General features: G+C 66.5%; 20 protein-coding genes. 2 read left to right on the top strand and 18 right to left on the bottom strand.

Features of this window, described 5'->3' with window-relative positions; translation table 11 throughout:
• The first annotated feature begins 157 nt into the window (after positions 1–157).
• Positions 158–1,504: an MFS transporter gene (locus CHB65_RS11855; protein WP_089385286.1), complete on the top strand. Its 1,347-nt coding sequence runs from the start codon at positions 158–160 to the stop codon at positions 1,502–1,504.
• Between the two features lie 37 nt (positions 1,505–1,541).
• On the opposite strand, the gene rad50 is transcribed toward CHB65_RS11855, so the two are convergent.
• From rad50 to CHB65_RS11835, 4 genes are all read right to left on the bottom strand, one after another.
• Complete coding sequence (gene rad50, locus CHB65_RS11850) at positions 1,542–4,244, bottom strand: DNA double-strand break repair ATPase Rad50 (RefSeq protein ID WP_089385285.1); 2,703 nt, start codon at positions 4,242–4,244, stop codon at positions 1,542–1,544.
• Positions 4,241–5,593 (bottom strand): DNA double-strand break repair protein Mre11, encoded by a 1,353-nt coding sequence (gene mre11, locus CHB65_RS11845; RefSeq protein WP_089385284.1) that lies wholly within the window; start codon positions 5,591–5,593, stop codon positions 4,241–4,243. Before mre11 ends, rad50 begins: the two co-directional genes overlap by 4 nt.
• Positions 5,590–5,982 carry a hypothetical protein gene (locus CHB65_RS11840; RefSeq protein WP_089385283.1) on the bottom strand — a complete coding sequence of 131 codons (393 nt, stop codon included), beginning with the start codon at positions 5,980–5,982 and terminating at the stop codon, positions 5,590–5,592. The genes mre11 and CHB65_RS11840 overlap by 4 nt, the downstream gene beginning before the upstream one ends.
• Before the next feature lie 118 nt (positions 5,983–6,100).
• Positions 6,101–6,367 carry a MarR family transcriptional regulator gene (locus tag CHB65_RS11835; RefSeq protein WP_089385282.1) on the bottom strand — a complete coding sequence of 89 codons (267 nt, stop codon included), beginning with the start codon at positions 6,365–6,367 and terminating at the stop codon, positions 6,101–6,103.
• Positions 6,368–6,594: 227 nt separating this feature from the next.
• Here CHB65_RS11835 and pan1 point away from each other — a divergent pair, with 227 nt between their 5' ends.
• Complete coding sequence (gene pan1 / locus CHB65_RS11830; RefSeq protein ID WP_089385281.1) at positions 6,595–7,812, top strand: proteasome-activating nucleotidase Pan1; 1,218 nt, start codon at positions 6,595–6,597, stop codon at positions 7,810–7,812.
• 37 nt (positions 7,813–7,849) lie between these two features.
• Here pan1 and CHB65_RS17910 read toward each other — a convergent pair whose 3' ends face one another.
• The 14 genes from CHB65_RS17910 to CHB65_RS11765 form a co-directional block, all read right to left on the bottom strand.
• The gene (locus CHB65_RS17910) at positions 7,850–7,981 is read right to left on the bottom strand and encodes a hypothetical protein (protein WP_281251566.1); all 132 of its coding nucleotides are present in this window, start codon (positions 7,979–7,981) and stop codon (positions 7,850–7,852) included.
• A gap of 57 nt (positions 7,982–8,038) precedes the next feature.
• Positions 8,039–9,214, bottom strand: a complete 1,176-nt coding sequence (locus tag CHB65_RS11825; RefSeq protein WP_089385280.1) for a DHH family phosphoesterase — start codon at positions 9,212–9,214, stop codon at positions 8,039–8,041.
• A 127-nt stretch (positions 9,215–9,341) separates the two neighbouring features.
• Positions 9,342–10,256, bottom strand: coding sequence for an NAD-dependent epimerase/dehydratase family protein (locus tag CHB65_RS11820; protein WP_089385279.1), 915 nt, complete (start codon positions 10,254–10,256; stop codon positions 9,342–9,344).
• On the bottom strand, positions 10,253–10,696 hold the full coding sequence (locus CHB65_RS11815; protein ID WP_089385278.1) for a DUF5791 family protein: 444 nt from the start codon (positions 10,694–10,696) through the stop codon (positions 10,253–10,255). The genes CHB65_RS11820 and CHB65_RS11815 overlap by 4 nt, the downstream gene beginning before the upstream one ends.
• Before the next feature lie 103 nt (positions 10,697–10,799).
• Positions 10,800–14,075 carry a DUF7286 family protein gene (locus tag CHB65_RS11810; protein ID WP_089385277.1) on the bottom strand — a complete coding sequence of 1,092 codons (3,276 nt, stop codon included), beginning with the start codon at positions 14,073–14,075 and terminating at the stop codon, positions 10,800–10,802.
• A 2-nt stretch (positions 14,076–14,077) separates the two neighbouring features.
• On the bottom strand, positions 14,078–14,629 hold the full coding sequence (locus CHB65_RS11805; protein ID WP_089385276.1) for a DUF7284 family protein: 552 nt from the start codon (positions 14,627–14,629) through the stop codon (positions 14,078–14,080).
• A complete protein-coding gene (locus CHB65_RS11800) occupies positions 14,626–15,048 on the bottom strand; it encodes a DUF7285 family protein (protein ID WP_089385323.1) in 423 nt (140 codons plus the stop codon). The genes CHB65_RS11805 and CHB65_RS11800 overlap by 4 nt, the downstream gene beginning before the upstream one ends.
• Positions 15,049–15,112: 64 nt before the next feature.
• Entirely contained in the window at positions 15,113–15,592 is a 480-nt protein-coding gene (locus CHB65_RS11795; protein WP_089385275.1) for a DUF7283 family protein, read from the bottom strand.
• Positions 15,593–15,707: 115 nt separating this feature from the next.
• Positions 15,708–17,558: a type II secretion system F family protein gene (locus CHB65_RS11790; RefSeq protein WP_089385322.1), complete on the bottom strand. Its 1,851-nt coding sequence runs from the start codon at positions 17,556–17,558 to the stop codon at positions 15,708–15,710.
• Between the two features lie 26 nt (positions 17,559–17,584).
• Entirely contained in the window at positions 17,585–19,570 is a 1,986-nt protein-coding gene (locus CHB65_RS11785) for an ATPase, T2SS/T4P/T4SS family (protein WP_089385274.1), read from the bottom strand.
• A gap of 33 nt (positions 19,571–19,603) precedes the next feature.
• Positions 19,604–20,125 (bottom strand): DUF7311 family protein, encoded by a 522-nt coding sequence (locus CHB65_RS11780; protein WP_089385273.1) that lies wholly within the window; start codon positions 20,123–20,125, stop codon positions 19,604–19,606.
• A 109-nt stretch (positions 20,126–20,234) separates the two neighbouring features.
• Positions 20,235–21,041 (bottom strand): DUF7310 family coiled-coil domain-containing protein, encoded by an 807-nt coding sequence (locus CHB65_RS11775; protein ID WP_089385272.1) that lies wholly within the window; start codon positions 21,039–21,041, stop codon positions 20,235–20,237.
• A 50-nt stretch (positions 21,042–21,091) separates the two neighbouring features.
• On the bottom strand, positions 21,092–22,078 hold the full coding sequence (locus tag CHB65_RS11770; RefSeq protein ID WP_089385271.1) for a tyrosine--tRNA ligase: 987 nt from the start codon (positions 22,076–22,078) through the stop codon (positions 21,092–21,094).
• A gap of 78 nt (positions 22,079–22,156) precedes the next feature.
• Positions 22,157–24,199, bottom strand: a complete 2,043-nt coding sequence (locus CHB65_RS11765) for a DUF460 domain-containing protein (protein WP_089385270.1) — start codon at positions 24,197–24,199, stop codon at positions 22,157–22,159.
• Between the last annotated feature and the right edge of the window lie 137 nt (positions 24,200–24,336).

The raw sequence follows: 24,336 nt of genomic DNA, 5'->3' as shown, positions 1-24,336 counted from the left end.
GCCGCTCGTAACCGCCCTCAGGTGAAGGAGTTTTCGGATACCGGATAACCACATCGGTTCGGTTACCGATCCTGAAAATCGGGTCTTAAGCGGCCGCACGCGGATCACCTCCCGTCCGGTCCGAGGGATTAATGGACGCGCTAGTTGAGCCCCCTGTATGGGCGATGGGGACGATGTCGACCTCCTCGATCCGTTCCGGCAGTTCCTCTCGCTGGAACGTGACGTGCTCGTGTTGTCGCTCGCGATGTTCGCGTTCAGCCTCGGCTTTCAGATGACGAACCGGTACATCCCGGAGTACATGGCCGCGCTCGGGGCGAGCGCGTTCGTGATCGGGCTGTTCGGCACGGTCGGCAATATTATCGGCGCGGTCTATCCGTATCCCGGTGGCCGCCTCTCGGACCGGATCGGATCGCGTCTCGCGCTCACGCTCTTCGGGCTCATCTCCACGGTCGGGTTCGCCGTCTGGCTCGTCGCTCCGGCGCTCGGGACCGTCGTGGTCGCCGGCGTGACCCTCGAACCGTGGATCTGGATCTTCGTCGGCCTGTTTCTCGCGCAGGCGTGGAAGTCCTTCGGGCTCGGTGCGACGTTCGCGATCGTCAAACAATCGGTCCCGCCCCACCGACTCGCTCGTGGCTTCGCGAGCACCGAGGTGTTCCGCCGGACCGCGTTCCTCATCGGCCCGCTGATCGCCGCGGGGGTCCTCTATGTCGTGGCCGATTTCACGGTCGGGTTTCAGTATATCCTCGCGATCGGGCTCGCCGCCGGACTCGTCGCAACCGTCGCCCAGCACGTCCTCTATGATGCGAGCGGGGACTCGCTCGGAAAGACGTTCGAGGGCGTCCGCGGGATCGCGGACGACCTTCGGAACCTCCCTGCCGAACTCAGACCCCTCCTCATCGCCGACACCCTCGTCCGATTTGCGAACGGGATGGTCTACGTCTTCTTCGTCATCGTGATCACCCAGTACCTCGCGGTGAGCCTCGATATCGGCCCGATCTCGCTCTCCCCGGCCGTCCTCTTCGGCGTCCTTCTGGCCATCGAGATGCTCGTCGCGCTCGTCTCGATGCCCCCCGCCGCGCGGCTCGCCGAACGCGTCGGCCTCAAGCCCGTCGTTGCGTCCGGGTTCTTCGTTTACGCCGCCTTCCCCGTCCTGCTCATCAGCGTTCCCGCGGACACCGCGGCGACCGCGCCCCTCGTGATCGCGCTCTTCGCCTTTTCGGGGCTCCGATTCGCCGGTCTTCCCGCACACAAAGCGTTGATCGTCGGCCCCGCTGAGCGCGACACCGGTGGTCGCGTCTCCGGCTCGTACTATCTCGTCCGGAACGCGGTCGTCATCCCCAGTGCCGCGCTTGGGGGACTGATCTACGGTGGCTTTTCGGTCCCGGGAACGGCTCTTACGTTCGCCGGAAGCCCGCCGGTTGCCTTCACGCTGGCGAGCGTGATCGGCCTGCTTGGCGTCGGCTATTTTCTGTTGTACGGCGAGGAGTACGACGCGTATGCGTGAGCCACTTGAATGTCCTTCATCCGCCAGCCTCCGTTTTCTAATCGTCGCTCAGGCTGGCGACGGTGGGTCCACCGGCGTCTTCTCTACGGACCGTCGAACGGTTCGTCCGTGGGTCCTTCTCAACGACGACGAGTTCGTCGGCCGCCCCGACCAGTTCGTCATCGTGGCTGACGATGACGATCTGTCGAACGCCGAAGCCGCGCATCTCCTCGACGAGATCGACGAGCCGGGTGACGTGACCGGCGTCCAGAAAGACGGTCGGCTCATCGAGAATGAGCGGCGGCGTCGGTGCTGCCCCGTCGATCCCCTCGACGAGCAGCCGATAGATCGCACAGCGTAACGAGAGGTTGAACAACGCGCGCTCGCCCCCGGAGAGCTGCTCGGGATCGAGCGCCTCGCCGTCCTTTTGATACACTGTGAGCGCGTACTCGCCGTCCAACTCGATGTGTGAGTAGGCGTCGTTGCCGTAGACGAGTTCGAACGTTTCGTTGAGCATCCGCTCCAACTCGACGACGTTTCGCTGACGAAGCTCCGCCCGCAGATCGCCATAGGCCGTCTCAAGCGCTGCGGTCTCTTCATGGAGCGTCTCGAGCATCTCGACCGTCTCGGTCAACTCATCCCGCTCCGAGCGGAGGGTTTCCAATGCCTCGATCTCCCCTTTGATCCCACCGATAGCGTTTTGAAGCTCCGTTCGCTGCGACGTGAGCGTCTCCAACTCGGCTTCGACTTTCTCGAGATACGCTTTTGCCTTCCGCTCTGCGTTCCGGGCGTTCTCCACGGCAGCCTCGTCGACCACCTCGCGTAACTCATCACGCCGGTTGCGCAGTTCGGAGAGCCGCGTTCGCCGCTCGTCGTTCAGCTCTTGGATGGCTTCGCGCCGCTCACGGAGCTGTTCGATCCGATCTTCCGCTTCGAAAACGGTTTCGAGCCGCCGCTCTATCCCCTCGAGTTGATCCAGCGTGGTTTCAAGCTCGTCGAGGCGTTCCTCCAGCCTCGCTGCTTCTTCCGTGGCTTCCTGCGCCTCCGCGCGCTTCTCGCTCGCGACCTCACGGGTTTGCTCTGCACGCGCCGACAATTCCTCTGCGGTCGCTCGTTCCCCTTTTGTCCGCTCACGTTTTCGTTCCGCAGCTTCACGCTTCTCGGCGATTCGCGTCTCGGTCGTCTCGATCGCCCGCTCGATCTCCGTCAATCGCTCTTCGGCGGCAACGAGATCACGTGTCGTTTCGATCCGTTCTTTCAGTTCCGTCGTGCGCCCACGGGCAGCCGATAGTTCGGCCTCCAACTCCGCGACGCGCTCGCGGTCGTCCTCGATGCGATCCGCGTGTGGGGAGTCATCGACTGACTGTCCGCACTCTGGACACTTGCCGGCGTCGAGTAACTCCTCGGCTTCGCGTACTCGCCGTTTCGCGTTCTTGTGTTCCGTTTCCAGCTCCGCGATCCGCTCCCGGAGCTCCGTTCGCTTCTCTTGGAGTTGTTCGTGGCGCTCCGTGGCCTCCCCGTGTGCAACGTCCGTCCCGTCGAAACGCTCCTTGCGCTCGGTCGCCTCCTCGCGGAGCGTCTCGATAGTTGTTTCTGCCTCCTCGACGGCTGCCTCGGCTTCTTCTGCCTCCGCTTCCAGACGCTCTGCCCGATCGAAGGCCTCCTCGGCTCTCCCGTCCAGATCGTCGGCTTTCGCCGCAAGGTTCGTCGCTTGATTACGGAAACCCTCCGCCTGCACGCGAACGTCGCTCACTTTTTCGCGCAACTCCGCCTCCGCCGTATCGACCTCCGCACGCCGTGTCGCGACCGCTTCCGCCGTCGCCTCCTCGAGTCCAGCGTCGGACAATCGGTCGTCGATGCTTGACTGGAGTTCGTCGATCCGCTCGCGTACCTCCCGAATCTTCGTTCGGTGTTCCTCGCGCTCACGCTCGGCTTCACGTATCGTTTCTTCCAGCGTCTCAACGTCGGCTTCGACCTCCGTCAGCTCCTCTCGTTTTCGCTTCGACTCCCTGAGTACTTCAGCGGCCTCCTCACGCGTCTTTTCGGCCTTTCGCTTCTGTTCGTTGTATCCGTCGATCTTCGATTCGACCGCTGACAGGTCGCTTTCGAGGTCGTTCAGCCGGCCATGGAGGTTCTGTTCCTCCTTTTGTGCTATCTGGCGCTCCTTTTCATCGAGCACGGCCCGTTTCGCGTTCAACACGTCCTCCACACCGAGTCTCGCATCACCTGCGCGGTCACGGTACTCCTCCAGCGTACCGAGTTGAAGCAGATCGTCGATGATGTCCTGTCGCTGCGTGGCGGTGGCGTTGATGAGCGCGTTTACCTCGCCCTGTCGAACGTATGCGCAGTTGACGAACGCTTCCGCGTCCATCCGAAGCAACTCCGTCACGAACGCGCGCACGTCCCGTGCGCCGTCTCGAAAGACGTCGCCGTCCGCATCGTCCTCACCGTCAACGGCCGCCAACGTGCAGTCGTGTGCGACTCTCCCGTCGTACTGTTTCAACTGCCGTTCGATGTGGTAGGCGGTCCCATCGTGGGTAAACCACAGGTCGACTTCCGTCCCCTCCTCGCCGTTCGTGATGACGTCATCCAGCGTGCCGTCGAGCGCCGAGGAGCCATACAGCGCGAAGAAGCACGCCTCAAGCAACGAGGATTTCCCGCTCCCGTTGAGCCCGTGGATGACGGTGACGCCATCGGTGAACCGGAGATCGGCGTCGCCGTAGGGTTTGAAATTCACCAGCCGGATGCGGTCGAATCTCATAGGTAGTCCTCCATCGAGACCTGCTGTTCGCTTGGGATCGACTCCGTCCCGTGATCTCCATCGTCCCCGTCGTTCCCTTCGGCCCCGTCATCCCTTTCGTCCTCATCGGAGCTACCTCCGCTTTCATCACCGTCAGCCCCGTCTCGTTCGGTCGCTTCGGTCCGTTCCTCACCGCTCGGTTCTTCCTGCCCATCGCCACCGCTCGTTGCGTCCTCACCCGTCGCCGGCGTGAATGCCCCGGGATCGTCGATCAGCTCGCTGATTTGATCCTTGACGGTCTCACGGACGTTGGTGTCGACGACGCCTTCGGATCGAACCGTCTCATCGATGCCTCGGGCGGCCTCCGAAAGCCCCATGGATTCGACCCGTTCCCGAACGGCGGCCTCCGGATCGGCGAAGCTCACGTCGAACTCGGCCTCCGTATCGATCTCCCGACGATCGGTGACGCGGGCGATGAGCGCGCCCTCGGATTCCGCCACCTCCTCGATGGCCGCGGGGGTGACCGGATCGCCCTCACCGACGATCTCCACGAGCGCGACGGCGTCCGTCAGGTCGTGTGCTCTCACCGCTTCACGCGCACGCGACTCGCCCTCACCGTCGTGAAGCTCCACGGTGATAAATACGAACTCGCGCGTCTCGAGGGCACGCCTCCGAATGTCGACGGCGTCCCCGTCGCCGGATCCATCGCCGCCGAACGTGACGAGGTTGTAGCCGCGTCCCTCGCGCTCGCTCGCGCTCGCGCGCTCGGTCGATCCGGGATAGGTGACCCACGTCCCGGCGACCGTCGCTCGATCCGGTTTGTGGTTGTCCCCGAGCAGGAGCGCATCGAACGCCACGGTGCTCTCCGTGAGTACCGTCTCGGTATCCCAGTCAGCGTGCGCGAACGGCTCGAAGAGGCCGTGTGCGACGAGCGCCGCGTAGTCGACGTCGTGCGGCTCGTAGGCGTATTCCAGTTCGTCACGGCGGGAGGCGGGGACGTGATCGAGCCCATAAAAGGCCGTGTCGCCGACGACGACCGGCTCCTCACCGAGGCGAGTGGCGAGTCCCAGACGCTCGAAGAGGTCGAGCCACTGGCCACCCCGCGTCGATTCGTGATTCCCGACGACGGCCAGAAACGGAATGTCGGCGTCATCGAGTCGTCGAAGCGCCGAGATCGTTCCGAGGAGGTCCGGGAGATCGGGTCGCCGGTCGTGAAAGAGATCGCCCGCGTGCACGACGGCGTCGACGTCGTCATCGACCGCGTCATCGATCACCGACTCGAAGGCCGCGAGGAAGTCCCGCCGCCGCACCGGCGAATGGTACTGTTGATACCCGATGTGGGTGTCGCCGGTGTGGATCACCCGTGTCATCGGTTCGACCCTTGGCCGTTGCCGGGTTTAGTGGTTCCGGGACCGGAGTGAAAGTGATCCGCCCCCATCGTGGTATCGGGGGCCACCCCGTCCACTCGGCCCGTCCCTGCGGTTCCCCTCTCGTCGGCGGCGGCCGCTTGAAATCGCCGATACGCCGCGAGTGCGTCACGCCCCCGTTGAGCTCGTGCCTCACGTCCATCGCGCTCGGCGTTCGAGATCGCCTCCACAAGCCGGTCCAAGCCGACGGCGTCGACGAACCCGGCGGCCCGCCGAAGATCCCCGCGGGCGGCGTCCGCCTCGTCGATCACGGCGGCGTATGGTCGTCTCGCGGTGTCCGTGCGTGTTGCCAGCGCGGCGAGCGCGCGCTTGACGGTGACGGTCGAGACCACAGGGTCGTTGGCGTCGGTATGTGGTATAAATCGATCCTTGCGAGCTCCGTGGGGTGGTCACTGGGAAGCGAAAGCTGAGGGAACCGACGCTCTCAGCAACGCCCGTGACGACGATCACCTACACCGCGAGCGAGTAGAGCCGTTTCCGCGCGTCAGCAAAGGAGAATCGTGCATCGACGACGTCCTCCTCTTCGAGCCGCGAGAGCGCATATCGTACGGTCCGGGGCGGAAGCAGGGTTTCCTCGGCGATCTCGCTTTGGGTCAGCGTGTCGTTGTAATCGAGCACCTTCGCGACCAATTTCGCGCTCGGTGGGAGGTCACGAACGGACTCCCAGCGATCCGCGACCTCCTCGTCGTCGGCAGTGACTGCCTCTGTCGTACTCATGCGTACAACTCACTCGGTAATGCTGTAAGATAATATTTACTATCCTATTTGATTACTATTGGGAATTAATTATCCCGCCTCTGTCACCATACTACCGACCTCTCGGCATCGCGCCCCCGCTTTCATCGCGGGCGACGAACGCGAGCGCCGCCGAGAGCGCAACGCTCTTCACTCCGGGAATGCCCGCACCCGAAGCCTCTTATCCGCAAGCACCCTAAATCGGCTTAATGAGTGATACGGTCGATGACGTCGAGATGCCGTACGAGGAGGGATCGGCGTCGAGACGGGAGAAGATCGAGTCGTTACGGGACAGACTCGAGGTTCTCGAATCGCAAAACGAGGAGATGCGCGACAAACTCCTCGATGCGAACGCGGAGAACAACAAGTACCAGCAGAAGTTGGAACGACTCACCCACGAGAACAAAAAGCTCAAACAGTCACCGCTGTTCGTCGCGACGGTCCAGGAACTTACGGACGACGGCGCCGTGATCAAACAGCACGGCAACAACCAGGAGGCGCTCACGGAGATCACGGACGAGATGCGCGAGCGGCTCGAACCGGACGACCGGGTCGCGGTCAACAACTCGCTTTCGATCGTCAAACGGCTCGAAAAGGAGACCGATGTCCGCGCCCGCGTCATGCAGGTCGAACACTCCCCGGACGTCACCTACGCCGACATCGGCGGGCTCGACGAGCAGATGCAGGAGGTGCGTGAAACCGTCGAGATGCCGCTCGAACATCCGGAAATGTTCGAAGACGTCGGTATCAACCCGCCGAGCGGGGTCCTGCTGTACGGTCCGCCGGGGACGGGCAAGACGATGCTCGCGAAGGCGGTCGCCAACGAGACCGACGCGACGTTCATCAAGATGGCCGGCTCCGAGCTCGTCCACAAGTTCATCGGCGAGGGTGCGAAGCTCGTCCGTGACCTCTTCGAGGTCGCTCGCGAGAACCAGCCCGCGGTGATCTTCATCGACGAGATCGACGCGATCGCCTCGAAGCGGACGGACTCGAAGACCTCCGGGGACGCGGAGGTCCAGCGCACGATGATGCAGCTGCTCAGCGAGATGGACGGCTTCGACGAGCGCGGCGAGATCCGCCTCATCGCCGCGACGAACCGCTTCGACATGCTCGACCCCGCCATCCTTCGCCCCGGCCGGTTTGACCGGCTTATCGAGGTGCCCAAACCCGATTCGATGGGTCGGGAGATCATCTTCCAGATCCACACCCGCCGGATGAACCTCGCCGGCGAGGTCGACTTTACGGAACTCGCCGAACTCGCCGCCGATGCGTCCGGCGCGGACGTCAAGGCGATCTGCACGGAGGCGGGGATGTTCGCCATCCGCGACGACCGTACCGAAGTGACCATGGCGGACTTCCTCGCGGCCTACGAGAAGCTTCGCCAGGACGCCGACACGGACGCCGACGATTCGTTGGCGTTCGCCTGAACCGTCAACCGCTCCGATTTTCCGCCAAGCTCCTCGTTCACGCTACTGTGACCAACAGGTACGGCACCACGAAGAACGCCGCGAATATCAGTGCACATGCAAGTAGGTAGCCGACGCCGACGCCGGCGAGCGCTGGCCACCCATCGGTTTTGAACGTGCTCCAATCCATACGCCTCGCTCGTTCGGATGGGACCTAAAGCTGTGGGCTCCGAACCTTTCCTGTCGCTTAGACGTCTCCGGCCATCGCCCGAAAGAGCTCGTCACAGAGCGCGTTCCGATCGATCTGCTCGACTTCCTGCTCGCCGGTCGGATCGGTGCGGGATTCGATGGTTCCACCCCCCATCCTGGCGTGTCCGCCACCGCCGCCGTTGGGCACGTCATCGAGGACGGCCGCGAGCGCGTTGCCCATATGCACACGATCATCCCGTGACCGCCCGGATAGATGGATCGTTCCGTTCCGTTCGCCGAGGACCACCACCGCGCTGATTCCCTCCAACTGGATGAGTTCATCGGCGGCCTGCGGGATCGCATCGACGTTGTTCACCCCGCCGACATCCGCCACCGCGAACGATCCCTCGACCTGTCGGCCGGCGATCGCCCGTGCCTTCACCTCCAGTACCTCCGCGTCGACCGCGGGGTTTGCGATCCGATCGAGTCGATCCTGATCGACGCCCGGATAGACGTAGCCCGCCGCCGCGAAATCCGAGTCGCTCGCGCCGACGGTGAGGTTCTTCGTATCGGATAAGATCCCGTATAACAGCCCAGTTGCAGCGTCCGTCGGGAGCGCAAGGGCCCCGTCCGTCTCGCTCGCGTGCTTATCAGGCGGCACCGGGATCGCGTCGTTCTCCTTGAAATACTCCGCGATGATGGAGGCGGTCGCGCCGTAATCGGTCCGAACGTCGGTGAACGTCTCAGCGGTCCCATCGCCCGGATGGTGGTCCACTATCGCGGCGGGAAGGACGCCATCGGATCCCTCGAATCCGCGCGGCTCGTTGTGATCGACGAGGACGACGAACCCTGCGGCCAGATCGGTCACATGGTCGATCTGTTCGAGTTCGAGATCCAGGACCGTTCGGAACGCCCGGTTCTCCTGATGGCGGATCTGTCCGGGGAACTGCACGGTCGCGTCGACATCGACCTGTTCGGCGAGCGACGCAACCCCGATGGCGGCGGCCATCGCGTCCGGATCCGGATTCGGATGCATCAACACCGTAATCTCGTCCTGTTCAGCGAGCAGTCGTCTGAACCGAGCCCCGGGAACGCGTCGAAGCCGCAAAAACGCGTACGCGCTCGTGGCGATCACCAACGCCGCAACGATGCCGGCGACGGTCAGCTCGGGGTTCGCTCGCACGAACGCCTCGATTTCGACGAGCGCGTCGCCGACCGTCGCTTGCACCCACATACACCACCCCGGAATCGCCGCCGACACAAGAATCTTCGTGCTCTATCCGTGATCTTCGTGCTCTGTCCGTGGTTACGGTGCAACACTCCTGCATCGACGGTCGCCCACCTCACACGGTCCTGATGGGTCAGCCTCGTTCCGCACGGAACGCGTCGATCGCGGCCCGATACCCCTCTCGGAACGTCGGATACGCGGGCGAATAGCCGAGCTCGCGGAGGTACGCGTTCGAACAGCGCTTGCTCGTCAGGATCCGACGCTTCGCCGGCTCCGAAAGGTCACCCGCTGTGATCCGTTCCGCCTTCGACTGTTTCGCTGGGCGCTCAGTTCCACACTCGTCGGCGAGCCAGTCGGCGAACGCGTGTTTATCCGCCGGCTCGTCGTCGACGACGACGACCGGCTCACCGCGTGCGAGATCCCCTTCGAGCAGGTACCGGACCGCACCGGCAGCGTCGTCGCGATGGACCATGTTCAGGTAGCCCGCCGTCACCGGGCCGTCGAGATATCGCTGGAGTCGGTATCGGTCCGGCCCGTACAGGCCGGCAAATCGGGCGACGGTTCCATCGATCCCGGCCGCTTCGGCCCCCTCGATCGCGACGCGCTCCGCCTCCGCCAGCACACGCGTCTTTTCGGTCGTCGGCTCGATGGGCGTCGACTCGTCCACCCATGCACCGCCGTGATCGCCGTAGACCCCCGTTGAGGAGGTATAGACGATCCGGTCGGGCGGTTCTTCCCGGGTTCGGTACTCCTCGATGACCGCCTTGAGGCCCTCGACGTAGACGGTTCGTGCGGCCGTCGCGCCGCGTCCACCCGAACTGGCCGCAAAGACCACCGCGTTCGCATCCGGCAGGACGGCAAGGGATTCGGGATCGGTGGCGTCAGCGCCGACGGCAGCGATCGATCCGTCCCCCTCGGCTTCGAGCGCCTCGATCGCCTCCATTCCCGCCTCGGAGCGTCTCACCCCCGTCACCTCGTGACCGCGGCTGGCGAGCTGTCTCGCCAGCTCCATGCCGACGTAGCCGCATCCGACGATGACGACGCTCATGGCTTCCGCCCCTCGATCACCGCCATCACCTCCGCCAGCTCCGCGAGCGTCATGTCGGCACGTCCCTCAAGCGCCTGCTGCACCTCCTGGCCGGTGAGGTCGGCGTCGATCGCTCCCGCGATGGTGTCCACGTCGAGCACCGCCGTCGTCATTCCCAAAAGCAGGTGATCGCGTAGCTCGGCAACGACCGCTTCGGCATCGATCCCGCGCGCGGTCGCGAGTATCGTGGCTCCCGTCTCGACGGTTACCGCCGCCGAATCACCCGATTTGACGGCCGAAACCCGCTCCGGATCGAGCGCCGTCGCCTCGACGACGCGTTCGACACCGGCATCCTCGACCGCCTCCGCGAGGATCGCCTCGAACGATGCGAGCAGCGTTGCTGCCTCGATCGTCTCCCGCTCACCGTCTCCCGTCGCGTCGGCAACGGCTTCCTGAAACATGTCCTCGGATCGGGACGCGTGGCGCAAAACGACACCGGTTGGGGACGCGTTGGGCCCAGCCGATACGTCGTCCCGCGACGATCTCGCTCTCGGTGTTCGCGAGTCATGGCCTCGTGTCACACTCACCGTCCCACGGTTCCCCTGTCGCGTCGTCCCCCTCGGACGCGCTCGCCCCGTCCACGCCGGCCGGGACGCCCGGACAGGGCCAACCGTCGGACGTCTCATCTCGTGTCCCGTCGACATCGCCAACCCCCGGCGGTCCCGGGGGAACCGCGATCACGACGAGCGTCCCCGTCTCGAAGCGAACGGGTTCGGTTTCCCCGAGAACGATCTCGGTGTCCCCGACGGTCACCGTCGCTTTCCCGGCCGTCCGCACGTACTCGAACGACCGGCCCGGCGATCCCACGTCGGCGTGGACAGTGAACGCGGGATACTCGCCGCGAACCTCGACCTGCCACGCGTTCACGGTTGCTACCCAATATCCGGGCGTCGGGGCGACGGGAAGGCCGGCACCGACACGTCGTACGGGCTCCGGTGCCCACCGCTCGCTCGCCTCCTCGACGGCACGTTCGGTTCCGTCCTCCGCAGCGTCCTCGAGCCGGTCACGGACGTGATCGCGGGCTTCGTCGGTCGTCTCGTCGACGAACCTGGCTGGAACGCGGACCGCGTCCCGACCCGCGGCTGTACGAACGCTTACTCGGAGCGAGGCCCCGAGCGCGACCTCGTCGCGCCGTGACAGACCGTCACGAGCGGCTAGTTCGTTCGCGACGCGGTCGGCGTGGCTCCCATTTCCAACGTGCAGCGCGTGTTCCCCCGTCGACCCATACGAGTCCGTGACGGCCTCCACGGCATCCCGTCGCTCCGTCTCGGAGAGGTCGGTCCGATCGGCGGCGGCGTCCACGAGTTCGCGGTCGACCGTCATCAGCGACCGATCGAGTCGATACGCGAGCACGTCACGGTCCGCGCGGAGATCCGGATCCGCATCCGGACCGCCCGACGCCTCAAGCGCCGCGTCGGCCGTCACCAACGCCCGCCCGGCGACACCCGGGCCGACGGTCTCTTCAGTTCCGAGGATCCGATCGACGATTCCGCCCGAGATGTCGTCGTAGGGGACGGTCACGTAGTTCAGGTTTCGCGTGGCGAGCGGCCGTGTTTCGGTGCCGTCGACTCCGTCGACGTCGGCCCCGTCGATGGCCGTTCGTGGGAGATATCCCGGTGAGCCCTCCGGCACGAACCGCACCTCCCCGCCGGGACCGTCCGCCCCGACGGCGTGTGGCTCCACGTCGCGTGTCTTCTCTTTCGAGGCGATGACCTCGCCGATCGAGGGCCCGCCGAACGCCGATTCGATGCGATCGAACAGCCGGTCGACGGCTCCCGTTTGGTCCTCGGATGCCGACTCGAGTTCCTCGATGACGGCGTCGATGTAGTAGATCCTCACGCCGAGGCGCCCCCTGTCGATGGCGCCGTCGTAGCGCTCGGGCGGGTCCGCGAGGGCCATCCGTTTCGTTTCGATCTGCGACGCCAACGTTCCGTGTGGATCGGCCTCGCTCCCGGCGACGTCGCCCATCCGTGTCTCCGTCTCGATCCCACGGACCTCCTCGTGTACCTCGATCAGGTCCGCCGTGATCCGTTCTTCCGCGTCGTCGGGTCGAGCCCCGACGACGGTCGTCGACTCGGTGACATCACCCTCCGAAACCGCCCGACGGGCGATCCGGTCGACCCCCGATGCGTCCGCGACGTTGAGATCCGCACGTGCGGTCTCCGGGGTATCGGAGAGGTCCGGCTCCGCGTCCGACCCGCTTGCCCCGAACGTCGCGGTTCGCCGACTTGGGCCGGGATCCGTCGGCGCATATTCTCCCGTCACGGAGACATCGACACGATATCGATCGGTCGCCCGGTCCCGCGTGGTCCTTCGTTGGGTCACCGTGGTAACCTCCCCGTCCTCATCGCGCCGTTCGACCTCCCGTTCCCAATCGGCCGTCGCCCGCCGCTCGACGACGACCTCCCGTGTGGCGTCCCCGAACGATACCGATTCCCGCGGTTCGACCGTCCCCGATGGCACTCCGGTCGGGGTTCCCTCCCCGCTGACGGAGAGCGACGAGCTGGTCCGTCTGTCGACCCGTCTCCAGTCACTTCCCGGCGAGGGTGGTCTGAGACGACCACCGTATTCGACGCGCGTTCCCTCCGCTTCGAGGGTCGCCTCGACGCGGTGTGCCTCACGCAGGAGTCGGTCCATCTCCTCGGTCGTCCGGGTGAGGCCGACATCGGCCGCATGGTCGACCGCGACGGATGTCGTTTCATCCGCATGGTCGTTTTCCGAGAGGCCACCTTCGGGATCCGCTCCGGGTAGCGATGGATCGCGTCCGTCGCCGGTCCCTATGGCGTCACGGTCGGGCGTCGGTGCATCGAGCACGGTCTCCGCCCAGTCCTCCTCGTCGAGATCGGTCGGTTCGAGCACGTCGGCGACGCCGGTTTCGGCGGTCGCCCTGGCGAGCCCACCGCGTGCGGACGGATCCGCGGCACCGAAGACGTCACGTTGTGTGCGGACGACCCCGGCGTTCGTCGCGAGTTCGACGTGTCGGTTTGCAAGTACATTGCGCACGGGCGCGCCGGCGTACTGGGCGTAGCCACGGGCCCATGTCATCGGATAGAGGCTCGCAGTGAGCTGTCTCCCCAGTCCCGGTCCCTCGACCGGCCCGCTGTTGAGTCGCTTTTCGAACCGTTCCGTTCGTTCGTGTGCGCCGAGGATCGGCACGTCGACGACGACCGTCCGATCCGCGGTTCGATCCGCGACGGTCCGGCCATCCCGCGTCGCGACCGTCCGGACCTCGGCGAACGTCACACGGATCGCGGTACCGTCGGCGACCGGCTCGATCGACACACGATCGCGTGCCTCGGCCAACTCATCGGGCTCGTCCGCGCCGGCCATCGACGCCGATGCCGAGACCTCCCCCACATTCGTCTCGACGTTCGAGAGCGATTCGGCGGCGGCGATGGCGAGACGGATACGCAACGCGTCCTCGAACGCCGACTCCGAACGAACGGCATCGGTGGTCTGTTGCGTCGTTCCGTCCGCTCCGGTTTCGACGCCATCGATTCGGCTAGGTGCGGCTGTCACCGGCTCCGCGGCGGCATCGTGGGACGCCTCCCGTGCGGCGGTTTTCAGCGCCGTCGTCGTGTCCGCCTCGACGCGTTCGACGGCGCGTTCGACGCTCCGGTCCTCGCCGACGAGTCCCTGTTCTGCGACCCCGAGCGCGTACGCCGTGCTCGTCACGAGGAGTAACACGCCGATCAGCGCGAACGGGACGCGCGCCCTCCGGTCGGCGATCAGTCCGGTCACGTTCCCCGATCGGTGGCCGTCCGGGTTTCCCTCGGTCATTCTCACCACGTCCGAACGATCACTCGCCATCCGTTCACCCGTCCGCCGTCGGTGCGGGGTCCCGGTGCGGACACGACGGCGGTGTTCACGTCGGTGCTTCGTGGCGGTGTGTCGCCCACGGCGACGTCCACGGTGTCGGTGATCGATCCGTCGTCCGTCGCCGCATGGACGTCTATCCGAACCCGTGGCCCGAGACGTTCGGAGACCGTTTCGATGACCGTCGTACGAAACTCCTCGATCGCCTGCATCCGTTCATCAGCGGACCCTTTCGCCCGCGCGTCGTCCCCTTCGTCGATTTCGGCGACCATCACCAGGAGTTCGGCCAGTGTCGCATGGATAGTCCCTTCGGTATCCCCGATAACGACCTTCGGGGATGTGAGCGATTCGACCGTCTCACCCACCCCGACGGTGGCGGTTTCGGTCGCGAGCCGATCGGCGGCCGATTCCGCGTCCGGGGCTGCAGTCGACGTCCCGTCGTCGACGGCAACGAGGGCGACGACGCTCGCGGAGACACAGAGCAGCATGACCGTCACGTCCAGGACGGTGCTCGTCATCCGCGCACCACCACACGGAGCGTTCCCGGTACGTTCCGTCCAGGGCCGACCCTCACCGTGACGGCCCGCTCGGCGACGGCGGTCTCCCGGGCCGTGTCCCCGCCCCGAAGCGACGGCGGATCCGATCCACTCCGGAGTCGCCACGTCTCCGAGCGGGTTCGCAACTCGACCGCGACCCCCATCTGTGATCCGTCTGTCGGGATATCCAGCCGGTCGGGATGCACGATGCCGCCGACGCTCGATTCTCGTTCGATCCGTTCGAGGACTGTCGTCGCGGATCCGTTCTCCTGCTCCGGTTCGGCGTCGCTCAATGCAACGGTGTAGAGGCCGAGTGCGAGGCCGACGGCGACGAGCGCGATGAGGGCCGCAACCGGTTCGACGGCCGCTCGTTCCGTCTGCCATGCCCGCTCCGTCTGCACTGCTCGTTCCGTCCGCGCTACTCGACCGGCTCCCACGTCGTGCGTTCCGCCCACCATCGTTGTTCTATCCGACAAGGGTGACCCGAACATCGTCGTAGTGAGCCTGCCGGACTCGCAGCCTGTTCGGTGCGGGATGCCACTCGTGATCGGCCGCCCGGGCATCCCGGGCGGCGTCCTCGAACGCGCCCGGATCGTCGAAAACCTGCTCCGGCGGGACGCCCTTGAGCACGCGTCGGAGGTCATCCGATCCCTCCTCCCACGTCAAAACCGGCGTGATCCGTGGTGCGAGCAGCGTCGTGTGGGCGACCTCGTCACCGGTTTCGAGCGCGACGCTCCGGTCGGTGAGTCGGATCCGGTCGGCTCCGAGGCCGTGTTCCGCGGTCGCCGGGTGTTCACCGTCGGCGACGGAGTCGATCGTGTGTGCGACACCGGCCGCGTCCGGCGGCGGTGACGACGGGAGCGACGCGACCACGCCGGCAGTCACGACGCTGACGAGTGCGATACCGAGCCACGCGTACGTCGCGTCGATGGGTGCATCGAACATAGGTCGGTTGGCCTCGATATCGTATGTAAACTGTCGGCCGTGGCGATCCGCGCTCGGGCCACCCCTTCCGCCGTGAGCCACTCCGGGGATCGCTTCCTCAGATACCGTCGGTCGATCACAGCAACGCGCCCGCGCCGACGAACGCGACGAGGTATGTCGCACTCGCCGTCGGCAGCGCGATACCCGTTCGATACGCGATGAGCGTGGGATCGAACCCCCGTTCAAGCCCAGTCGCCAGCGCGGTGAGGATCACGGCGAGCAGCAGAACGTACGTCCCGACGATCAGCCCGAGGACGGGGACGGTCAGCCCCGTTTCGACTTTATCGGCCGATCCGCCGTCCGTGTCCGTTTCCGGCGGTTGGTCGCCCGCCGTGACTGCTCCCGGGTCGGTGGCCGCCGAACCCGTCGCCGCCGGATCCGTCGTCATCGTCCCGACATCGGTGAGCGCGCCGAGGCCGCTTCCGCTCAGCGATCCGGTCGCGTCGATCCCGGTCGCGAGCGCCACGGTCGCACCGCCGACGAGGGGTGCGAAGACCGCGGCGGTATTTAATAGCGTTCCCGTCACGGTCGCCAACTGCCGTCGCGACTCCCGCTCGAGTTCACGCAACCGCTCCAACTGATCGGCGAGGTCGAGTATCACGTCGCCGGCGGGGTCGCCTTCCCGGGCGGCGACGGCGAGCAACGAGACGCCCCCGTGCACCCGCGGTGAAGGGATCGTCTCAGCCGGCCCCCCGTGGCCGATAAACGCCTCACGAACACCGACACGGAGGGTCCGGCTTCGACGTGCTGCACGCCGCAACAGTCGTCCGGTCGCGCCGTCGATACGTTCGCTCGCCTCCGCGATCGCCCGCTCGACCGACACCCCCTCGGCGACGTCCCCGCCGATGACGGTCATCGCGTCCGGCAGCCCACGTTCCACCGCCCGGATCTGCGTGAGGACGCGCCGTCGTGGCCGGGCGAAGACGAGCAGTGCGACCCCGATTCCGACGCCGGCACCGGCAATCGGGATCGTCCACGGCTCGACGAGTATTCCCGACACGAGGGCGGCCACCCCTCCGGAGACGATCCCAGCCGCCGTCGCCATCGGTCCTCGCCGTGGGACCTCCGGGTGATCGGCGTCGACGACCGGCGGCGGGAAGGCGACAGGCCGTCGCGAGAGGAGCCACGCCCCGGCAGCGAGCAGGCCGATCGGCAGACCGATCAGATAGAGCACGGCGACGACAGCCGGCCCGATCGGGACCCCCGAAGCGGCTGCAGCGGGAAGGAGGGCGATCAGCGCGAGCGGCAACAACACGCCGAACGCGTAGAGCGCGGAGACGGGACCCTGCACGTCACCGACGAACGCGGCGAGCCGATCCGTCGTGCCGGAGAGCACGGCGTCGAGCGCGCGATCGAGCGAACGGTCCCGTCGATTCGGCGGCGTGGATGCGGCCGTCCGAACGAGCGTGACGGCTCGATCCAGAGCGGGGAACCACGGCCGCCATTCGCGGGCGAACCTATCCAGGCCGCTCGTCGGGGAATCGACGTGACGCCGTTCGTAGGCGGCCAGATCGTCGGCGAGCGGTCCCTCGCCGGTTCGGGCGGCGAACCGAACGGCACGCTCGGTCGACGGATCGAGCCGCATCCGTAACACGAGCCGTCCAACCAAGCCGGGAGCCGCCCCTAACGCTCGCGTCCGTCTGAGCGTCGCACACCATATCGGCGCTCGATGGACCGCGTGGACTGTCGCCGTCCCCACGGCCATCCCGACGACGATGCCCGGAAATATCCCGAACCACCACGCCGCGGGGATCACACCGAGCGCCGCGAGTACGCCACCTGCCACGTATCCCGCCTCCACGATCCGATCCCGGCTCACGTCCCATCCAAGGAACGTGAGCGCCCGCTGAAGGTCGTCCGTCGATCCCGTCATCGCCGTCCTCGAATCCGCCGCCTTCCCGTTGAACACCGTTCCCAACTCGGTCATCGCGCGGCGACCCCCGTCGTCGCCGGTCATCCTCGTCCCTCCACGTATCGTCGCGGATCGAGCCGCCGTGTCTCGACGGCCCGGCCGATCGCCGTCGTTCGAGCCTCGATGACTTCACGCGTCGCCGCGTACTCCCCGGACGATCCCGTTACCGATTCGATGAGATGGCTCTCCCCACGATCGATCCGACCGGACGCCACGAGTCCCTCCGAGGTGCGTTCGAAGAGCGCCTCGAATCCGATCTCGCCGCCGCGATCGCACACCTCAGCGATCGTCTCGACACGCCGATCGTCAACGATCACGACGAGATCGGTCGTCGCGAACGACGTGACCGGAACGCCGAGATCCGAGACGACACGCTCCCTGACGGCTTCGGGATCCTCGCCGTGGATCGTTCCGAGGACGGTTTCACCCGCGGCACCGACCCGCATCGCCTCGTACAGCGCCGCCGCCTCCTCGCCACGGACCTCCCCGACGACGAGCGCCCCCGATCCGAGCCGGAGCGCCGTTCGCACCGCCGATCGCGGTGACGGTTCGGCACCGTCACCGACGCGAAGGCGTTGTACGTCGCGCCCGACGGCGGCGAGGGCGTCGACAGGAAGCTCGGGCGTGTCCTCGATCAGCAACGAACGCGTTCTCGGCGGCAGCTCGAAGAGCAACGAGCCGAGCATCGTCGTTTTCCCGGCGCCGCGCCCACCGGCGATGAGTCCGGAGACGCCGTGCTCGACCGCCACGGAGAGCAACCCCGCCGCCGCCGGCGTCAACGTCCCGACCTCGACGAGGCGGGCGAGCGTCCACGCGCCGGGGTCGCCGCGGCGGAAGGTGAACGATAGGCCGTCGCTCGCGGGCGGGGTGGTCGCCGCCACCCGAACGGACCCGGACTCCGTCTCGAGGGTCGCATCGAGCGTTGGACTCGCCCGTGAAAAGGATCGTCCGCTCGCGCGCCGAAGCCGGGAGGCGAGCGTCGCCGCTCCAGTCGGTGGCACCCAGATGTTGCTGTGACACCGTTCGCCGTCGACGACGACCCGGAGCGGATTCTCCGTCACCGGCGCGGTGAGCGTGGCGTCGCCGACACGTTCGTCGGCGAAGACGTGTTCGAGCATTCCGTGGCCGCTCGTGTGTCTCCGTAGCGTCTCATGGAGGTCCTCGACGGGGTCCTCGGCCGACGCGACGGCCCGCACGGCGCGATACGGGGCGCGATCGCCCCCGATCGGATCCCGAACGAGGCGCTCGCGGGCAGCATCGAGCGTCGCGAGCGCTTCGTCCGTGAAATCGGCCGTCGGCGGCGTGAGGTGATACGTTCGGAGCGCATCCGTTCCTTCATATAACCGGATCACCGCGCCGGTGTCCACCTCCCAGCGATCGATCAGCCTCGCCTCCGCCGGGGGTTCGGCGACGATCCGGGCCGCGGCGATCGACGGTCCGATCTGCGCCCTGAAGGCGTCCGCGTCGTCGACGGCTTCGGTGGCGATGGCTTCGAGCCCGGTTTCGGCTGCGATCCGCTTCGGTACTCCGGCACGCCCGGAAGCCTCCCGGGCCGCACCCAGCGGATCGCGGGCGACTCGGTCCGCCAGCCGGTCCTCATGAAACCGGACCCGTTCGCGGAACCGCCCGGCGGCGAGGAGTAGCGCCGCCGCCCGTCCCGCATACCGACGCTCCCGCCCGCCGGATCGGGTTCGGATCGTGTCGGCATCGCGGTCGGTGAGCGCCCGGACGACGGTGGCCCGACAGGCCTGGCTCGAAGCGAGGTCACCTCGACCGGGACAGTCGTCCGCGTCGACGACGAGCACGACGTGGTCGCCGATGTCCGTTCCGGTCGGCTCATGAAACGTCGCCGAACAGCCACAGCCGTCGGACGTTCCATCGTCGGGAGCGACCGCTTCAAGGGCGGCTTCGAATCGGCCATCTACCCATCCGAACCGTAATATCTGCCCAACGTACTCGTCCAGTGAGTCACCGACGGTCCGGCGGAGCGAGCGTCCGATGGACGCTGTCGGGGGATCGAACGTCATGGGGTCGCTGGCTCCCACATCGTATTTAACTCGTCACCCGACGCGGGTGAGACGAACCGTCGGTTCTCCGTCGTCGATCAACGACAGCCGCACCCGGGTTTCCCCACCATGTCGGAGGTGGATCGGTCCGTCGATGACATCGAGTTCCGCCCCCGTGGGAGTGGTGATAGGGATGGCCTCCGGTTCGGCGCCGGTGAACTGATACACGAACACGATATCGGCGGTCGTCCCGGTCATATCGGAGGGGCCCGTCACATCGCGCTCGTCATCGGTCGCAACCCCCGGTATCGTCTCCGGAGTGCCGATGACGACCCGCTCTATCGGGGCGGTGGTGAATCCCGAGGGCACCCGAACGGTGACGGTCTTTCGGGCGGCAAGCGTCGGATCGTCGACGGCGACCGCGTCCGCAGTCAATGCGCCGGCGTGCCGCTCCAGGCGCTCCGCTTCGACGTTGAGCCGTTCGGCGGTCGTGTCCGTTCGGGCGGTCTCAAGCGCCGGTGCGGTCACGGCGAGCAGCGCGACGGCGACGAGCACCGCAAGCACCGCGCGGATCACGGATCGCTTCCGTCCACCCTGCCTACGGTTCGGTGGCAGCGATCCGCATACGTGCTCGATCCGTCCGCTGGTTTGTCACCCGTCTCGCTCGTCCACCCGTTCTCCACGATTACAACACCTCCCTGAGCCGCTTGAGCGCCGTCGACGCTGAAGCCGATCGATCCTTCGACCGTTCCTCCTTCGGTTGTCCGTCATCGCCGGCGCTGCCGTTGATCGTTCCGTCCTCCCCCGACGTATCGTCACGGTTGCCCCCGACGTTCTCCGGATCCGCCGCCCGTCCGTGGCCTGCTGCTTCCAACCGAGCGTCTGGAAGCGCGGCGGCGACCGCGGGGGCGTCAAGCGGGTCACGCTCGTCCGCGCCGACGGCCGTCCCGTCGGTTCCGGACCGCATCTCGTCCTCGGCACAGTCCTCCGCTTTTCGTGCGCCCTCCGCGCGCGCCTCGGTTGCGGCCGCCAACGCGAGGTCGGCACGGCGCTCGACCTCGCAGTTGACCGCCCGAACCGCCCCGACGTAACCGCGGACCGCCTGGGTGGCCGCCTCCAACTCCTCGACACGGGACTCGAGATCACACAATCGCTCGTCGAGACGCTCCCGCTCGTCGGCGGCCGCCGCGCCCGGCTCGAGATCAGCGACGGGACGCCCGCCGCCGGTCAGGGCGCGCTCGACCGCGCGGAGCCGCTCTTCGAGCCGCCACTCGTCGTTTCCGGCCGCGTCGTTTCGACCGTTCGGTTCGGTGTCGTCGCCTCGAATTCGGTCGTTTCCTGCGGGATCGACACCGATGTCCGTGCTCTCGTCGGCCGTTGTCCTCGATCCACCGTCCGTTTTCGTCGCCGCTCCGCCGTCCGTTCGAACCGGTCGATCATTCCTTCGACTCGAACGTCCCCCGGAACCCCGAGTGACACCGTTCGCGAACATGGAGGTGGTGGCCGCGTCTCGATATATAAGGAGTCGGGGCGTCCCGCGGCTCACTCAGCCAGCTGTTCACGTCCGGGTGCGATCAGTCGATCGAGATATGTCGCGAGCGCGCCCTTCGCGTCCGCCGGGTGGAGTTCGCCCGACTCGAGGTCGGCTTCGAGCGGGGCGTACTCGTCATAGACGAGGTCACCGCCGTACTTCTCAGGTCGTTCGACGACGACCGTCTCGAACCGCGGGAAGACGTGGTATTCGAATATCTGGAGCACGGGGTTCTCCCGTTCGATCCCCTCGCCGGTCGGCTCCGGCTCCGCGGTCGGGGGGCAGTACGCCTTCTCGACTTTGGCGTCGATCTCCTCGCGGGAATCCTCCATCGAGATGGTGACACCCATACTGGAGGACATCTTCCCCGCACCGGTGGTGAGATCCGCGATGAGCGGGGTGTGGAGGCTCGTCGGTGGCTCCCGGTCGATTCCGGGGAGGACATCCCGTGCGAGCATGTGAACCTTTCGCTGTTCCATCCCGCCGACGGCGAGGTCGACGCCGAGATAGGGGATATCGAGCGCCTGCATCAGCGGGTAGACCGCCTGTGAGACCTTCACCGAATCGCCCGATTTGATCTCGGCCATGGCGCGCTCCGCGCGGGCGATCGTCGTCTCCAGCCCGAGCGCATGCAGATCGAGGGTGTAGTCGTCATCGAGCTGGAAGTCGGAGCCGAGGACGAACTGCGTGCGCGACTCCTCGAGGCCGTAGGCGATGAACTGATCGCGCATCCGCTCGGCCGTGCGGCGGATCTCCTCGAACGAGCCCTTATCGTTGAGGTAGGCGTGAACGTCCGCGAGAAGCACCGTCACCTCGAAGCCCGCCTCTTGGAGGTCGATGAGCTTGTTCGCCGTGAGCATGTGACCGATGTGGAGCACGCCCGAGGGCTCATAGCCGACGTACGCCCGTTTTCCCTCGGGGTCTTCGGCTAACGCCTCGATCTCCGCCTCGGTGACCACCTCGGCCACGTTCCGGGTGATCAGCTCGTGGGCATCCATACGTCCGTCTGTGTGGTTACCGGACATATGACTTCTGGAAGGCGGTCGGGTTTCGGTCCCGTTCTGCGTTCTCGTCCGCTACTCCTCGGTCTCCGGCAGCGTCGTCCCCGCGCGATGCTCGGAGATGATCCGATCGAGTCGTTCGGCCTTCTCCTCTCGGGCTCGCTCGGCGGCCCGCTCGTGCCACTCGTCGATCGCCGTCTCCAGTGCCGCCTCGTCGACGATAGCGAGTTCGTCGACCTCCCGAACCGGCACGTCCTCGACGGGGACGACGGGGATCGAGCGCTCAAACAGCACCGCGTCGGCGTCGTCGGAGAGGTTTCCGTCGCGGATCACCGCGCGTGGCTCGTGATCGGCGAGTCGCTCGGCGGTTCGCCGGCCCGCACCCGACGCGTCCCGGAGGTAGACCACGTCGCCGGCGGCGATCCCGTACGCTTCGACCGCCGCGTCGATCTCATCGAGCGTGAACTGTGCGACGGGCTTTACGGTGATCAGGTCCCGCCCGCCGGCGACGTCGGCGAAGTTCGTGTGATCGAGTTTCCACAGCCGCTTCAGCGTCTCCACTTTCGTCCGGAGCTCATCGACCCGTTCGCGTGCGTCGTCGCGTTCGCGTTCGAGCCGGTCGGTTTCACGTTCGAGCCGGGAGACGATCCGGCGGCTGCGAGCTTCGATCCGCTCCTCGCGTTTCGCCTCCTCGAGCGCCGTCTCCAACTCGTCGATCCGCCCGTCCCGATCCGCGAGGTCGTCCTCGAGCGATTCGGTGTGTGATTCGAGCCGGTCGACCCGCTCGCGAAGCCGCCGGATCGTTTCCTCCTCCTCGGTTCGTTCCGGCTCCGTCGGGTCCTCGCCGTCCTCCGTCTCGTCGCCTTCCGTCTCCGGCGTCGCGGTCAACTCCTCGATCACCGCCTCGACGCTCGCATCGTCGGCGATCACCCGAGCGATGACCTCCTCGCGGTCTAATCGAGGCGGCGTCCGTTCGGCGATCCGCTCGAACTGGTCCTCGTGGTCGTCGTAGGCGAACAGCGCCGCCGCGAGCGCGTCCCGTTCGTGGTCGTTGTCGTAGGGAACCGCACGGGTTCGGTGGAGCTTCTCGTCGACGGGGAGATCAGTTGTCGGCCGCCACCCGGCCGCATCGAAGGACCGCCGGAACTTCTCGACGGTCTCCGGCATCGGCTCGACGTCGGCGGCGACGATGATCGGTCGCCCACGTTCGACGATCCACTCGATCACGCCGGCCGTATCCGCCGTTCGCGAGGAGTAGACGTCGAGCACGGAACCGTCGAGGCCGACGACGGCGACTGCGGTCGTCGTCCCGGGATCGATCCCGACGATGACCCGGTCGCGGCGTTTGACGAGCGGTTCATACTCGATCCCGTCGCGTCGTTCCCGCTCGACGGCCACCCGCACGTCGCCCGCCCGGGAGTTCGAGACGGGGATGTCCTCCGGACGGGCCTCGACCGAGAAGACCGCACTGGAGTAGCCGCCGTACTTTTCAGTCACCTCACGCTCATAATCAAGCCCCGCCGAGCGAAGCTTCGATTCGACCTGTCGGCTCCGCTTTTTTACGTTGCCGTGGATCCGACGGGTGTATCGGTCCTGGCTCCAGCCTCCCTTTCCGGTCGAGCGCCCACGGGAGACCTTCACCGTCGTCTCGTCGGTGAACGCCGTCACCTCGTGTCCGACGTCCGCGGCAGCGAGACGGGCGGCGGCCTCCGCCTCCTTCATCGGCTCCTTGCCGTAGGGGATCCCGTGTCTGGAGGCGACCCGTGAGAGCGGTTCGGGCCGTTCCGCGCCCGTCACCTGTACGAGCCGGGTCCGGTCGGGGAGGGTTCCGAGCAGGTGGATGAGCGCCTTTTTGTCGGGTGCCAGCTCGTAGACGTTGTCGGTGGCGACGTAGAGGGGTTCCCGGTCGTCGATCAGCCGCCGAAGCTTCCTGAGTGAGACTACGTCACGGGTTATCCGGGCGAGCGGTCCGTCGATGTCCGGTGCGTCAGGGTCGTCCTCGTCGACCGGATCGAGGATCACGAGCGCGTATGAGGGGTCGTCACCGCGGACGTCGCCGCTCTGGACGTCGACGCCGAACACCGGCCGGTCGCGGGCGCGGATGGTCCGGGCTGTCACGCCGAAACGTAGGCTATCGATTCGTATATACCCCACGCCGGGTGCATCGACCCGCTGTCCGTCCGACACTCCGCGAGTCGTGGCCAAACAACGCGGTTCGGTGCGGCGTCGTGTTCACGTTTCTCGGACCCCATCCT

Source organism: Halorubrum vacuolatum, assembly GCF_900188065.1.
In the GTDB taxonomy this organism is placed as follows: Archaea; Halobacteriota; Halobacteria; order Halobacteriales; family Haloferacaceae; genus Halorubrum; species Halorubrum vacuolatum.
The sequence above is the reverse complement of the archived record's forward strand: the minus strand, read 5'-3'. Positions and strand labels throughout refer to the sequence as shown.

Coding starts and splice junctions, on each gene's coding strand:
- CHB65_RS11855 (WP_089385286.1), top strand. CDS start 158: ATGGGCGATGGGGACGATGTCGACCTCCTCGATCCGTTCCGGCAGTTC.
- rad50 (WP_089385285.1), bottom strand. CDS start 4,244: ATGAGATTCGACCGCATCCGGCTGGTGAATTTCAAACCCTACGGCGAC.
- mre11 (WP_089385284.1), bottom strand. CDS start 5,593: ATGACACGGGTGATCCACACCGGCGACACCCACATCGGGTATCAACAG.
- CHB65_RS11835 (WP_089385282.1), bottom strand. CDS start 6,367: ATGAGTACGACAGAGGCAGTCACTGCCGACGACGAGGAGGTCGCGGAT.
- pan1 (WP_089385281.1), top strand. CDS start 6,595: ATGAGTGATACGGTCGATGACGTCGAGATGCCGTACGAGGAGGGATCG.
- CHB65_RS17910 (WP_281251566.1), bottom strand. CDS start 7,981: ATGGATTGGAGCACGTTCAAAACCGATGGGTGGCCAGCGCTCGCCGGC.
- CHB65_RS11825 (WP_089385280.1), bottom strand. CDS start 9,214: ATGTGGGTGCAAGCGACGGTCGGCGACGCGCTCGTCGAAATCGAGGCG.
- CHB65_RS11820 (WP_089385279.1), bottom strand. CDS start 10,256: ATGAGCGTCGTCATCGTCGGATGCGGCTACGTCGGCATGGAGCTGGCG.
- CHB65_RS11815 (WP_089385278.1), bottom strand. CDS start 10,696: ATGTTTCAGGAAGCCGTTGCCGACGCGACGGGAGACGGTGAGCGGGAG.
- CHB65_RS11810 (WP_089385277.1), bottom strand. CDS start 14,075: ATGACCGAGGGAAACCCGGACGGCCACCGATCGGGGAACGTGACCGGA.
- CHB65_RS11805 (WP_089385276.1), bottom strand. CDS start 14,629: ATGACGAGCACCGTCCTGGACGTGACGGTCATGCTGCTCTGTGTCTCC.
- CHB65_RS11795 (WP_089385275.1), bottom strand. CDS start 15,592: ATGTTCGATGCACCCATCGACGCGACGTACGCGTGGCTCGGTATCGCA.
- CHB65_RS11790 (WP_089385322.1), bottom strand. CDS start 17,558: ATGACCGAGTTGGGAACGGTGTTCAACGGGAAGGCGGCGGATTCGAGG.
- CHB65_RS11785 (WP_089385274.1), bottom strand. CDS start 19,570: ATGACGTTCGATCCCCCGACAGCGTCCATCGGACGCTCGCTCCGCCGG.
- CHB65_RS11775 (WP_089385272.1), bottom strand. CDS start 21,041: ATGTTCGCGAACGGTGTCACTCGGGGTTCCGGGGGACGTTCGAGTCGA.
- CHB65_RS11770 (WP_089385271.1), bottom strand. CDS start 22,078: ATGGATGCCCACGAGCTGATCACCCGGAACGTGGCCGAGGTGGTCACC.